The sequence below is a fragment of the Streptomyces sp. NPDC086777 genome, assembly GCF_040702065.1.
Lineage (GTDB): Bacteria > Actinomycetota > Actinomycetes > Streptomycetales > Streptomycetaceae > Streptomyces.
Genome location: NZ_JBFBJI010000009.1, coordinates 121,813 through 134,544, shown reverse-complemented (window position 1 = coordinate 134,544; position 12,732 = coordinate 121,813). Strand labels below are relative to the sequence as shown.

Annotated in this window: 10 protein-coding genes; 3 read left to right on the top strand and 7 right to left on the bottom strand. The window is 71.9% G+C overall.

Translation table 11 applies throughout. The features are described 5' to 3' along the window. Positions 1–51 precede the first annotated feature (51 nt). The 6 genes from glpR to galU all read right to left on the bottom strand — a co-directional run bounded on the left by glpR (position 52) and on the right by galU (position 5,735). Positions 52–1,395 carry a gephyrin-like molybdotransferase receptor GlpR gene (gene glpR, locus AB0472_RS15305; RefSeq protein WP_366356736.1) on the bottom strand — a complete coding sequence of 448 codons (1,344 nt, stop codon included), beginning with the start codon at positions 1,393–1,395 and terminating at the stop codon, positions 52–54. 185 nt (positions 1,396–1,580) lie between these two features. Further along, positions 1,581–2,255, bottom strand: coding sequence for a GNAT family protein (locus AB0472_RS15300; RefSeq protein WP_366356734.1), 675 nt, complete (start codon positions 2,253–2,255; stop codon positions 1,581–1,583). A 20-nt stretch (positions 2,256–2,275) separates the two neighbouring features. Further along, complete coding sequence (locus AB0472_RS15295; protein WP_366356732.1) at positions 2,276–2,812, bottom strand: MogA/MoaB family molybdenum cofactor biosynthesis protein; 537 nt, start codon at positions 2,810–2,812, stop codon at positions 2,276–2,278. After that, the gene (gene moaC, locus AB0472_RS15290) at positions 2,809–3,321 is read right to left on the bottom strand and encodes a cyclic pyranopterin monophosphate synthase MoaC (RefSeq protein WP_366356731.1); all 513 of its coding nucleotides are present in this window, start codon (positions 3,319–3,321) and stop codon (positions 2,809–2,811) included. Before moaC ends, AB0472_RS15295 begins: the two co-directional genes overlap by 4 nt. 159 nt (positions 3,322–3,480) lie before the next feature. After that, the gene (glp, locus tag AB0472_RS15285; protein ID WP_366356729.1) at positions 3,481–4,803 is read right to left on the bottom strand and encodes a gephyrin-like molybdotransferase Glp; all 1,323 of its coding nucleotides are present in this window, start codon (positions 4,801–4,803) and stop codon (positions 3,481–3,483) included. Beyond that, positions 4,800–5,735: a UTP--glucose-1-phosphate uridylyltransferase GalU gene (gene galU, locus AB0472_RS15280; protein WP_189264517.1), complete on the bottom strand. Its 936-nt coding sequence runs from the start codon at positions 5,733–5,735 to the stop codon at positions 4,800–4,802. The genes glp and galU overlap by 4 nt, the downstream gene beginning before the upstream one ends. A gap of 134 nt (positions 5,736–5,869) precedes the next feature. On the opposite strand from galU, the gene AB0472_RS15275 reads away from it, so the two are divergent. Next, the gene (locus AB0472_RS15275) at positions 5,870–6,451 is read left to right on the top strand and encodes a 5-formyltetrahydrofolate cyclo-ligase (RefSeq protein WP_366356727.1); all 582 of its coding nucleotides are present in this window, start codon (positions 5,870–5,872) and stop codon (positions 6,449–6,451) included. Between the two features lie 115 nt (positions 6,452–6,566). Here the strand turns inward: AB0472_RS15275 and AB0472_RS15270 are convergent, their stop codons facing one another. After that, positions 6,567–9,329 (bottom strand): penicillin acylase family protein, encoded by a 2,763-nt coding sequence (locus AB0472_RS15270; RefSeq protein WP_366356726.1) that lies wholly within the window; start codon positions 9,327–9,329, stop codon positions 6,567–6,569. Positions 9,330–9,543: 214 nt separating this feature from the next. On the opposite strand from AB0472_RS15270, the gene AB0472_RS15265 reads away from it, so the two are divergent. Beyond that, positions 9,544–11,127, top strand: coding sequence for a potassium/proton antiporter (locus AB0472_RS15265; RefSeq protein ID WP_366356968.1), 1,584 nt, complete (start codon positions 9,544–9,546; stop codon positions 11,125–11,127). Positions 11,128–11,404: 277 nt separating this feature from the next. Beyond that, positions 11,405–12,697, top strand: coding sequence for an MFS transporter (locus AB0472_RS15260; protein ID WP_366356725.1), 1,293 nt, complete (start codon positions 11,405–11,407; stop codon positions 12,695–12,697). Positions 12,698–12,732: the final 35 nt, after the last annotated feature.

Here is a 12,732-nt window from a genome sequence, read left to right as displayed (position 1 = left end):
CTGACTGGTCAGGCGCGGGGTGCCGAGGCGCCCCGCGCCCTCGCCGTCAGGTCATTCGTTGGCCGCGCGGGGGCGGTCGCCGTCCTCGTACTGGTCGAAGAGGGGCGTGCGGCCGCGTTCGCGTGCCCGGCGGGCGGAGGCAGCGGTGGGGGTCCCCCCGCGCGAGCGCCGTCGAGCGTGGGGGAGGGTGTCGCTCCGGCCGTCGGCGGGCGCCGTGCTGTCGTCGGCGGCGGGCTCCGCCACCGCCGCCTCGGCCTCGGGCGCGGCGGCGGCCCCGGCCTCCTGCTCCGGCGCGACGGCACTGGACCGCGCCGAGCTCCACGCGTCCGGTGCCCCGAGGTCCACGTCGGAGGTGGCGCGCGGCGCGACCGGTGCGGTCACGTAGGTCGGCAGGGGCACCGGCACCGGGTCCCAGCTGTCACCGTGGCCGGGCCGGCGCTGCCGCTCGCGCTGCTGGTCGACCCACTCGGCGTGGTCGGTCTGCTCGACGAGGGCGCGCCGGTCGGCGGCGAGCGCGGACAGGCCGGGGTCGGTCCCGCTCGCTGGTCCCTCCTCCGGTTCGTCCGCGCCGACGCTCGCCGGGTCGAGGGGCGCGCGCCGACGCGGCTGGCGCTCCCGCAACCGCTGCGCGGCGACCTCGGCCTGACGCCGGTCCATCTGGTACGCGAAGCGCCGGCGCTCCTGTGCACGCAGGTAGGCGATGTAGGCGCTGAGCATGACGGCGGGAACGCCCGGCGCCCACAGGAACGCCAGTCCCCCGACGGCGGCGACGATCGCGCCGAGCGTGAAGGCGACGAAGAGCATGACGGTGGTGCGCCGACGGCGGGCGAGCGCCTTCGAGCGCCGGGCGCGTTCCGCGGCCGCCTGTGCGGAGGGCGCGCGCCGGGGAGTCGGGATCTGCTTGCGGGCGGGCGCGGAGCCGGACTTGGGCGCGGGCGCGGGGGCGGACTTCGGCGCGGGCGCGGGGGCGGATGCCGGGGCGGGTACGGCTGCGGTGCCCGACTGGCGGGGCGGCGCGGACGTGGCCGTCGGCGCGACCGCCTGGCCGCGCGCCGGTTCCTGGCGTCCGGGCGCCTCCGGTGCCCTCTCCGCCGGGACGTCCGCCCGGACCTGACGGCGGGTCGGAGGCATGGCGAAGGCCCGGACGTCCACCGAGTCGGTGGCGGCGTCCGGTTCGCCGGCGTCCTGCTCCCCCTCCGAGGCGGAGCGCGCCCGCAGGTCCCTGGCGTACCGACGCTCCATCCCCGCCCGTCCGGACAGCAGCCGGATGGCGGTGCTGAAGCGTTCCGTCGGACGGGCCTCGTTCAGCTCGTCCTGCCTACGGAGCCACATCGGCACCAAGTAGGCGGCCCAGGCCCCGACAATGACTGCGTAGATGAGGCCGCTGCTGCTCACGCCTCACACGGTAGAGGGGTTTGCGTGGGGCCATCTGCCAATTGCGCCGGTGTGTCGCACGATCTGGCTGATATTTCGAGCTTTTTTTGTGACCGATGCGATCAGCAGGCCGTCGGAGCCGCGAATTCAACGCCCCAAGACGGTCAAGAACCGATCAATTTCGAACACGCATTCAATTTGGGCCGCTACCCGGGATTCCCTGGAGTGTTCTGCGGATTGCGGGGCACGTGCGGAGAAGTGCCCGTCGGCCCCGGCGCCTTCGCGGACGCGCTCTGGGAGCGTGCCCGCTGCCAGCGGCCGAGCAACCCCTCGGGCACCTCTTCGGCGGTGAGCGCGAAGACGAGGTGGTCGCGCCACGCGCCGTCGATGTGGAGATAACGCGGCCGCAGGCCCTCCTCGCGGAATCCGAGTTTCTCCACGACCCGGCGGCTGGGACGGTTCTCGGGGCGAATGCAGACCTCGATGCGGTGCAGACCAACGGTGCGGAAACAGTGGTCCACCACGAGCGCGACAGCGGTCGGCATCACCCCGCGGCCGGCCACCGACCGGTCCACCCAGTAGCCGACGTGTCCCGAGCACATCGACCCCCAGGTGATCCCGGCGACGGTCAACTGCCCGACCAGGCGCCCCTGGTACTCGATGACGAACGGCAGCATGCGGCCGGCGTTCGCCTCGGACCGCAGGTGCCGGACCATCTGCCGGTAGGTCGGCCGGTGCGCGATCGGCCCGCTGGGCGTCGGCGGTGGGATGGTGGCCTCCCAGGGGCGCAGCCAGTCCCGGTTGCGCCGGTTGACCTCGCGCCAGGCCCGCTGGTCGCGCACCCTTATGGGCCGGAGGACGATGTCGCCGTCCACCAGCACGACGGGCCAGGACAGGCTGTTCAGCTCGCACCCCCACTGCTCGGCCCGGGGTGGTCGCCGCCGCGGATCTGGTCGACGGCGTGCGCCAGCAGCGGTTCCAGGACGGCGAGGCCGTCCCGCACCCCGCCGGTGGACCCCGGAAGGTTGACGATCAATGTCCGGCCCGCCACCCCGGCCAGGCCGCGGGAGAGCGCGGCGGTGGGCACCTTCTCCCGTCCGAACGCCCGGACGGCCTCGGCGATGCCCGGCACCTCGTAGTCGAGCACCGCGCGGGTCGCCTCCGGCGTGCGGTCGGTGGGCGAGATCCCGGTGCCGCCGGTGGTGACGACGACGTCGTACCCCGCCTCGACCCCCGCGCGCAGCGCCGCCGCCACGGGTTCCCCGTCGGGCACGACCCGCGGTCCGTCCACGCTGAACCCGAGGCCCGCCAGGCCCGCCGCGACCAGCGGTCCGCCCCTGTCCTCGTAGACACCGGCGGCGGCCCGGTTGGAGGCGGTCACGACCAGCGCGCGATACGGCGCGCGCGGCGCACCGTCGGCGGACGGCCCGGCGTTCACGCCCGGCTCCAGTCGCCCGACTTCCCGCCCGTCTTCTCCTCCACGCGTACGTCCGTGATGACCGCTCCCTTGTCGACCGCCTTGACCATGTCGATCACGGTGAGCGCCGCGACGGAGACCGCCGTGAGCGCCTCCATCTCGACACCCGTGCGGTCCGTCGTCCGCACCGTGGCCAGGATCTCCACCGCGTCGTCCGCGACCGCCAGATCCAGTTTCACACCGGAGAGGGCCAAGGGGTGACACAGCGGGATCAGGTCCGGGGTGCGTTTGGCCCCCATGATCCCGGCGATGCGCGCGGTGGCGAGGGCGTCGCCCTTGGGAACGCCCTCACCGCGCAGCAACTCGACCACGCGGGGCGAGACGAGGACCCGTCCGCTGGCACGGGCGGTGCGTGCGGTGACGTCCTTGCCGGACACGTCGACCATGCGGGCGGCCCCCGCGTCGTCGAGGTGCGTCAGTCGGTCTGGCACGGAGGGTCCGGGGGTGTCCCCCCGGAAGGGCTCAGTCATGCTGTGTGGCGCTCCCGGTCCTGGCCCGTCGCGGTGCGGCGCTCGGGCCTGCTGTGCGCGACACGGTACCGCCAAGACGGCGGGCAGCAGCGGGCAGGACCGCCCGGCGGACGGGTACACGTGCGTGGCCGGACGTCCGCCGGCCGCGCCGGAGCTCCGTCAGCCGAGCAGGACGACCTCGACGTCGGTGCCGGGCTCCAGGGACTCCACGTCCTCGGGTACGACGATCAGCGCGTCGGCGTGCGCGAGGGCCGCGACCAGGTGCGAACCGGCGCCGCCCACGGCGGTCACCTCGCCGTCGGCGTACGCCCCGCGCAGGAACTGCCTGCGCCCCCTGGGCGAGCTCAGCGCCTTGCCGGCCCTGAGGGTCGCCGTGGTGCGCGGCCGGTGGACGTCGTCGAGACCCATCAGGGTGCGGATGGCGGGGCGCACGAACAGTTCGAAGGAGACGTACGAGGACACCGGGTTGCCCGGCAGCGCCAGCAGGGGCGTGTGGTCGGGGCCGATGGTGCCGAAGCCCTGGGGCTTGCCGGGCTGCATGGCGAGCTTGCGGAAGTCGATGCCGCTGCCCGGCTCGTCCTCGTCGCCGACGTGCGCCAGGGCCTCCTTGACGACGTCGTACGCGCCCACGCTGACCCCGCCGGTGGTAACCAGCAGGTCGGCGCGGACGAGCTGGTCCTCGATGGTGGCGCGCAGGGTCTCGGCGTCGTCGACGACGGCCCCCACCCGGTAGGCGATGGCGCCCGCGTCCCGGGCGGCGGCGGTGAGGGCGAAGCTGTTGGAGTCGTAGATCTGGCCGCTGCCGAGCGCCTCGTCGGGCTGGACGAGTTCGCTGCCGGTGGACACGACGACCACGCGCGGACGCGGGCGCACGCGTGCCGTGCCGCGGCCGATCGCGGCGAGCAGCGCGATCTGCGGCGGTCCGAGGACGGTGCCGGCCGCCAGGGCCAGGTCGCCTGCCTTCACGTCGCTGCCCCGTGCGCGTACGTGCGCACGTGCCTCGGCCGGCCGGTGCACGCGCACGTGCCCCTCGGCGCCCTCGGGCGCGAGGCTGCGCGCCCGCATCCCGGTGGCCGGCCCCTTGCCGAGGCCGCCGTCGGTCCACTCGACGGGGACCACGGCCTCGGCGCCGGGCGGCAGCGGGGCGCCGGTCATGATGCGGGCCGCCTGGCCGGGACCCACCGGGGTCAGCTCGGCCGCGCCCGCCGCGACGTCCCCGACGACCTCCAGGACGGCCGGGAACTCCTCGCTCGCGCCCGCCACGTCCGCGACCCGCACCGCGTACCCGTCCATGGAACTGTTGTCGAACGGCGGCAGCGAGAGCGGCACCGTGACGTCGTCGACCAGGACGCAGCCCTGGGCGTCGAGGAGTTGGAGCTCGATGGGTTCCAGGGGGCGGACGGCGGTGAGGATGTCCTCCAGGTGCTCGTCCACCGACCACAGGTGGTCCGGGCCGGCGGGGCGGGTCGCGGTGCTGCTCAACTCTGCTGCATCTCCTCGGCTACGTAACTGCGAAGCCAGGTCCGGAAGTCCGGGCCCAGGTCTTCACGTTCGCACGCGAGCCGGACAATGGCACGCAGGTAGTCGCCGCGGTCGCCGGTGTCATAGCGGCGCCCCTTGAAGACGACGCCGTGCACGGGGCCGCCGACCTTCCCCGCGGCGTCAGCCGCCGACGAATACGTCTGCGCGAGCTGCTGGAGGGCGTCGGTCAGCTGGATCTCGCCGCCGCGGCCCGGCTCGGTGCGCCGCAGTATGTCGAAGACGTGCGGGTCGAGGACGTAGCGGCCGATGATGGCGTAGTTCGACGGGGCGTCCGCCGGGTCCGGCTTCTCCACCAGGCCGGTCACCCTGACGACGTCGCCGTCGACCGTGGTCTCCACTTCGGCGCAGCCATAGAGGTGGATCTGCTCCGGGTCGACCTCCATGAGCGCGATCACGCTGCCGCCGTGCTGCTCCTGGACCTCGATCATGCGCTGGAGCAGGGGGTCGCGCGGGTCGATCAGGTCGTCGCCGAGCAGGACGGCGAAGGGCTCGTGGCCCACGTGCGGGGCGGCGCACAGCACGGCGTGGCCCAGGCCCCTGGGGTCGCCCTGGCGGACGTAGTGCATGGTCGCCAGGTCGCTGGACTCCTGCACCTTGGCGAGCCGGCCGGCGTCGCCCTTCTTCTGGAGCGCCGACTCCAGCTCGTAGTTGCGGTCGAAGTGGTCTTCCAGGGGACGCTTGTTGCGTCCGGTGATCATGAGGACGTCGTCGAGCCCCGCCGACACGGCCTCCTCGACCACGTACTGGATCGCCGGCTTGTCGACGACCGGCAGCATCTCCTTGGGAGTGGCCTTGGTGGCCGGCAGGAACCGGGTGCCGAGGCCCGCTGCAGGAATGACAGCCTTGCTGATCCTGGGGTGCGACTGAGTCATGTCCGCAACCTTATCCGGTGCCTTTGTGGAGAAACTGAGGCTCCGAGCATTTGGCACATATATGAGCGGATTGGAGAAGGGTGCGGGAACGACCTGTGGAGCACGGTGGACCTGGGGCCGAGGGTGACAAGCGAATGTTGCGCCGAGAGTTCCTCGGGGTGAGGAACAGGTTGACGGCGGATGTCGTCAGGGAGGCGGCCGACGCGCTGGCCGGGCACGCGCTGGAACTGCCCGAGTTGGCGCGGGCACGGACGGTGGCGGCGTACGTCTCGGTCGGGAACGAGCCCGGCACGCTCACGCTGCTGGACGCACTGGTCGCGCGGGGGGTGCGGGTGCTGCTCCCCGCGCTGCTGCCGGACCACGACCTGGACTGGGGCGCGTACGCCGGGGAGGGCTCCCTCGCCCGCGTCCAACACGGCGGGAAGATGGCGTTGTTCGAGCCCACCGGTGAACGCCTCGGGCCGGACGCCGTGTTCGGTGCGGACGCCGTGCTGCTGCCGGGGGTGGCGGTGGACGCGCGCGGGATGCGCCTGGGGCGCGGCGGAGGGTCGTACGACCGGGTGCTGGCACGTCTGGAGCGCGCGGGCGCGCGCCCGGCGCTCGTGGTGCTGCTGTACGACACGGAGGTCGTCGGGCGGGTGCCCGCCGAGGCGCACGATCTGCCCGTGCAGGCGGTGGTGACGCCGTCGGGAGTGCGCCGGTTCCCGAGCCCCTGAGCCGCTCCGAGCCGCTCCGAGCCGCTGCCCAGGGCTCTCCCGCGGTGCCGCTCTCGCGCGAAACGGCCCGCCCCGCGTGCGTGGCGGGCCGTTTCGGCGGCGGTGACCGCGGGGCTCAGGGCTTGAGGACCAGGGTGTCGCTGGTGCTCTTGCCGACCGCGTCGTCCGAGAACGACCAGGAGAGCAGTTCGCCGTCGGCCCACTTGCCCGTCTGGTCGGTGTAGTGGGCGCTGAAGGCGTGTCCCGAGGCTCCGGTGAGGTTGATCCACTTGGACTTGTCGAAGTCGTCGAGGTTGACGACCATCCGCATGGAGGGGACCCACACGACGCCGTAGCCGCCGGCGGCGTTCCAGCCGGTCGCGTCGACCGTGGCCTCGCCGCCGCTCAGCTTCCAGGGGCCGCGGTTGAGGATGTACTGGACGACGGCCGGGCCGTCGGTGCCCAGGGTCTGGTTCTTCAGGAACAGGCGGTGCAGCCGGCCCCAGCTCCAGGTGTCGATGTCCTTGCCGAGCTTGGCGGTCAGCTCCCAGCGGGCGTCGATCATGGCGCGCTTGAAGAGCTCGTCCATGTTGTCGGCCTTGGGGCGGTCACCCGCTCCGGCCGGCGTCTTCCACCAGTCGCTGTCCGGCTTGTTCATGAGGTTGCGGACCACCTCGAACCAGCGGTCGCCGCCGTCCGGCTGGGCCTGGTCGGCATCGCGCTCGCCGCACTCGCGCACCTTGGCGTCGTCGTCCACCGGACCGGTGTTGTCGATCTTGTCGACCCACAGGCACTGGCCCTTGACCCGCAGCTCCTTGGGCAGCTTGTTGCCGAAGGCGAGCTTGAGGATGTTGCGCCAGACCGAGTTGAAGTAGGCCGCGGCCGCCGAGTCGGCGTCCTGGGTGTAGTCCCAGCCCTCCAGGAGCTTCTGTGCGTCCCGGACGTCCTTGTCGTCGAGATTGATCTTCAGCAGCCTGGGCACCAGCAGCTTGGCGATCTCGCTGCTGTTGTCCGTCTGCATCTGGCGCATGTCGTCGGTGGAGATCTTGCCGCCGTCCTTGATCTTCGACTCGATCAGGTCGGTGATGCGCTGGCTGCGGGTGCCGTAGCCCCAGTCCGTGGTGAGCGTGTAGGGGTACTTGTCCTTGTCGATCACGGCCTGGTTGGCGGTGACGATGTAGCCGCGCTTCGGGTTGTACTCGTAGGGCAGCTCGTCCTGCTTGATGAAGCCGGTCCACTTGTACTTGGAGTCCCAGCCCGGCGCCGGGATGGAGCCGTCGTCCGCCGACGAGCGGGTGGGGATCCGGCCCGGCAGGGTGTAGCCGATGTTGTTCTTGGTGTCGGCGTAGATCAGGTTCTGCGAGGGCACGTCGAACTCGGCGGCCGCGTCCCGGAAGGAGCTCCAGTCGGACGCCTTGTCGAGGGCGAAGACGGCGTCCATGGTGGTGCCCGGGTCCAGGGCGGTCCACCTCAGGGCGATGCCGTAGCCGTCGCCCCGGTCTGGTGCGGCGGTGTCGACGCTCGCCTTCTTGCCGACCTGGACGAGTTCGTCGTCGCGGTCGGACAGCAGCGGCATGCCGTCGGCGGTCTGGCGTACGACGATCTTCTTGGACGCGCCGCCGGCGACCTCGATGGTCTCCGTCCGGGTCGTGAAGGGCCTGGTCTTGCCGTCGTACAGGTAGCCGTCGCCGGAGAGCTTCTCCAGGTAGAGGTCGGTGACGTCGACCCCGGAGTTGGTCATGCCCCAGGCGATGTCCCCGTTGTGGCCGATGACCACGCCGGGCATGCCCGCGAAGGTGTAGCCGGTGACGTCGTACTGGCACTTGCTGGAGACCGTGGTGCAGTGCAGGCCCATCTGGTACCAGACGGACGGCAGCGACGCCGACAGGTGCGGGTCGTTGGCGAGCAGCGGCTTGCCGGTGATGGTGTACTGGCCGCGGACGACCCAGGAGTTGGAGCCGATGCCCTGGCCGTTCACTCCGACGGCGGTGGGAACGTCGTCCAGGACGTTGTAGAGGCCCTCCAGCTGGCCCGTGAGCGCCGAGCCGGAGGACGACGAGGTCGAGGTGCCGCTCGTGCCCGTCGAGGTCCCGGAGCCGCTCGTGGAGTCCCCCTGCTCGAACGTCTTGGTGACCGCGTCGTACTGGCCCTCCTGGACGATCGGCTGGTTGCGGCTGTACGGGTAGTCCGGGTAGAGGTCCTTGATCTGCTGCGGGCCGAGGCGGCTGGTCATCAGGGCGCGGTCGATCTCGTCGTCCATGTTGCCGCGCAGGTCCCAGGCCATCGCCTTCAGCCAGGAGACCGAGTCGACGGGGGTCCACTGCTCGGGCTTGTAGTCGTTGACGAACCCGAGGGCCGCGTACTCCAGGGAGATGTCCTTGCCGTCCTTGCCCCGGAGGTAGGCGTTGACCCCCTTGGAGTAGGCCTGGAGGTACTTCTTCGTGGAGGCCGACAGCTTGGTGTCGTACTCCTCCTTCGCGACCCGGTCCCAGCCCATGGTGCGCAGGAACTCGTCGTTCTTCACCTGGCTCTTGCCGAACATCTCCGACAGGCGCCCGGACGTCATGTGGCGGCGCACGTCCATCTCGTAGAACCGGTCCTGCGCCTGGACGTAGCCCTGCGCCATGAACAGGTCCTCGTCGGTCGAGGCGTAGATCTGCGGGATGCCGTAGCCGTCCCGCTTCACGGTCACGGGCCCGGAGAGGCCTTCGAGCGTGATCGAGCCCTTGGTCTGCGGGAAGGACGCGCGCACCGTGCTGACCGACCAGTACGCCCCGTAGAAGACGCCACCGACGACGGCGAGGACGAGCAGCAGCACGATCAGCCGGGCTCTGCGCCCCTTCTTCCTGCCGGACTTGCCAGGCTTGTCACCCGTTGTGGCGGTGGTGTTGGGGGGCATCGCTGTCCTTGCTGTCCTAACGCGAGCGGCAGGCGGGCATGTGCTTTTGACTGAGCGCTGGAGCAACCATAGGCGCAGGGCCTGACGCCACTTGACCCGGACTGGGGAACCGGAAGGCACGGGCGTTCGATCTTGCCTCGGGAAGCGTCAAGAAAGCGTCAAGAGTTAGGTAAGGTAACGAAGTAACTTGAGTGCGGGTGCCGCACTCTCGGTCCTGTGTACGTGCGCTTCCGCGTCCCCGCGCGCGAGCCAAGGAAGGGAACCGCCGCTGACTGTCCACCACCTCAACCAGCTTCTGCTCGTCTGCTCCTTGGTCCTGCTCGTCGCCGTCGCGGCCGTCCGGATCTCCTCGCGCAGCGGGCTCCCCAGCCTGCTCGTGTACCTGGGGATCGGCGTCCTCATGGGCCAGGACGGCATCGGGAACATCCACTTCAGCAACGCCGAGCTGACCCAGGTCATCGGGTACGCGGCCCTGGTCGTGATCCTGGCCGAGGGTGGTCTCGGCACGAAGTGGAAGGAGATCGAACCCGTCCTGGCGTCGGCCTCCGTGCTGGCCCTCGTCGGGGTCGGCGTGAGCGTCGGCGTGACCGCGGCGGGCGCGCACTATCTCGTCGGGCTGGAATGGCGGCAGGCGCTCATCATCGGGGCGGTGGTGTCCTCGACGGACGCGGCGGCGGTGTTCTCGGTACTGCGGCGCATTCCGCTGCCCGCGCGCGTGACGGGCACGCTGGAGGCGGAGTCCGGCTTCAACGACGCCCCGGTGGTCATCCTGGTCGTCGCCTTCTCCACCGCGGGACCGGTCCAGCACTGGTACGTGCTGCTCGGCGAGATAGCCATGGAACTGGCCATCGGCGCGGCCCTGGGCCTCGCGGTCGGCTGGCTCGGCGCCTGGGGGCTGAGGCACGTCGCGCTGCCCGCCTCCGGCCTCTACCCGATCGCCGTGATGGCCATCGCGGTCACCGCGTACGCCGCCGGCGCGCTGGCGCACGGCAGCGGCTTCCTCGCGGTCTACCTGGCCTCCATGGTGCTCGGCAACGCCAAGCTGCCGCACTGGCCGGCCACCCGCGGTTTCGCCGAGGGGCTCGGCTGGATCGCCCAGATCGGCATGTTCGTGCTGCTCGGCCTGCTGGTCACCCCGCACGAGCTCGGCGACGACTTCCTGCCCGCGCTGATCATCGGGCTGGTGCTCACCATGGTGGCGCGGCCGCTGAGCGTGGTCGTCAGTCTCGCGCCCTTCCGGGTGCCCTGGGGGGAGCAGACCCTGATGTCCTGGGCCGGGCTGCGCGGTGCCGTGCCCATCATCCTGGCGACGATCCCCATGGTGAACGGCGTCGACACCAGCCACCGGATCTTCAACATCGTCTTCGTCCTGGTCGTCGTCTACACCCTCGTCCAGGGGCCGACGCTGCCCTGGCTGGCGCGCAAGCTGCGGCTCGGCGAGGGGCCGGAGGCCGCCGACCTCGGCATCGAGTCCGCGCCGCTGGAGCGGCTGCGCGGGCATCTGCTGTCCGTGTCGATCCCGGAGGGCTCCCGGATGCACGGCGTGGAGATCAACGAGCTGCGGCTGCCGGCCGGGGCCGCCGTCACCCTGGTCGTCCGCGAGGGAAAGTCGTTCGTTCCGCTGCCCGCGACGGTGCTGCGGCGCGGGGACGAGCTCCTCGTGGTCGCCACCGACCCGGTGCGGGACGCCGCGGAACGGCGGCTGCGCGCGGTCGGCCACGGGGGCAAGCTGGCGGGCTGGCTGGGCGCGAACGGGACGGCCGACGCGGGATCCGGCGGTGCGCCGAGCACGCGTTAAGGGCGTGTTTCGGGCAGTTCACACCCCGGCCAATCCCAGGCGAACGCGCCGCACGGTGCCCGTTTTCACAGGTGTACCGGACACTCCCCCCTGTACGATGAATGCACCTGATCGAACCAACTCTGCCTGACGCAGAGCTGGCGCGACCGTATGGCGGCCGGAACGCTCCTCTCAGCGGGCACCGGTATCTACCGCAGTTCCGCGCAAGAGGACAGCTCTCGGCACCGCCCCCTTATCCGGAGGGGCCGCGCTACCAGGCGGCAGAAAGGCACGGGCCGTGGCATCCACGGTCACCACCGAGCCGTCGGAGAACCCGGCGGCGCCGTCCCGCCCGGGATACGGACAGCTGCTGCGCACCCGCGGCGCCTGGACGTTCCTGCTGCCCGGTTTCGCGGCGCGCCAGCCGTTCGCGATGCTCACCATCTCCATCGTGCTGCTCGTGCAGCACACCACCGGCTCGTACGGCGCCGCGGGCGCCGCCGCGGCCGTCACCGGCGTCTCGATGGCGCTGTTCGCGCCCTACAGCGGCCGTCTGGCCGACCGCTACGGGCAACGCGCGGTACTGGTCCCCGGCGTCCTCGTGCACACGCTGTCGGGCCTCGCCCTGACGGCGCTCGCGCTGGCGCACGCGCCCCTGTGGGCACTGTTCGCAGCGGCCGTGCCGACCGGCGCCTCGGTGCCGCAGATCGGCCCCATGGTGCGCGCCCGCTGGGGCGCCAGGCTCCAGGACTCCCCGCTGATGTCCACCGCGGCCGCCTTCGAGTCCGTCACCGACGAGCTCACCTTCGTCTTCGGGCCGCTGCTCGCCACCGCCCTGTGCACCACCGTGGCCCCGGCCGCCGGCCTCGTCACGGAGGCCGCGCTCACCCTGGCCGGCGGCCTGCTGTTCGCCGCCCGCAAGAGCACCCAGCCCCAGGTGACCGGCGCGGGCCACGCGCGCGTGCGGCACGCCTCGGCGCTGCGCGTCCCGGGCGTGCGCGTGCTGGTCGTCGCCTTCCTCGGCATCGGCTCCGTCTTCGGCGGCATGCAGGTCTCCCTCGCCGCGTTCACCGAGTCGATCGGCGAGCCCGGCCTGAACGGCGTCCTGTACGGCACCTTCGCCGCGGGGAACATGCTCTCCGGCATCGTCTGCGGCGCGCTCGCCTGGAAGGCCGCCCCGCACCGGCGCCTGGTCGTCGGCTACGCGGCGCTCGCGGTGACCGCCTCGGCGCTGTGGACGTCCCAGTCGGTGCTCGTCCTGGCCGGTCTCGGCCTGCTGGTCGGGACGTGCATCGCGCCCGCCCTGATCACCGGCTACACGCTGGTCGAGGGCCTGGTCCCGGCCGGTGCCCGCACGGAGGCGTTCACCTGGCTGACCGGCGCGGTGGCACTCGGCCAGGCGGCCGCGGTCACGGTCGCGGGCCAGCTGGAGGACCGCCTGTGGGGCGGCGCCGGTTTCCTGGTGCCGATGGCGGGCACCCTGCTCGCCCTGGCGACCCTCCTGGCGCTGCGTTCGCGGCTCGTCACCCCGCCCCGGAACCGTACTGTCGCACGTGGCGTCGGTCACCGCGTACCGCTGACGGTGGACTGATCCCGAGGAATACGTCAGTATGGACCGTCGTTAGC